This window comes from Citrobacter sp. Cf072 (assembly GCF_030334485.1).
In the GTDB taxonomy this organism is placed as follows: domain Bacteria; phylum Pseudomonadota; class Gammaproteobacteria; order Enterobacterales; family Enterobacteriaceae; genus Citrobacter; species Citrobacter freundii.
In genome coordinates, this window is the sequence record NZ_JAOWDX010000021.1 from 1 (window position 1) to 318 (window position 318).

A 318-nucleotide genomic window follows, 5' to 3' on the forward strand; every position below is an offset into this window, starting at 1 on the left:
CCTGCCGGGCACGAAAACGCAGATGACCATCCGCTCGAAGACCTACAAAGGCGGCGGATTTAACGAACTGAAATTCGATGACGCCACGGGCAATGAGCAGGTCTATATCCACGCGCAGAAGAACATGGATACGGAGGTACTGAACAACCGAACCACTGATGTGAAGGTGGACCATACGGAGACCATCGGCAATAACCAGAGCATCACTGTAGGACTGGGCCAGACGGTGACCGTAGGGAAAGAAAACGCATCCGGACACGACCGGACAGTCACGGTCGCGCATGACCAGCGCAACACGACGGGGAATGACCGTCAGGT

1 protein-coding gene is annotated in these 318 nt (G+C 56.0%); it reads left to right on the top strand.

What is annotated here, in order from left to right; all coding sequences use genetic code 11:
* The coding region (locus tag OGX66_RS01655; RefSeq protein WP_425249039.1) for a bacteriophage T4 gp5 trimerization domain-containing protein at positions 1–318 on the top strand (318 nt) is incomplete at both ends.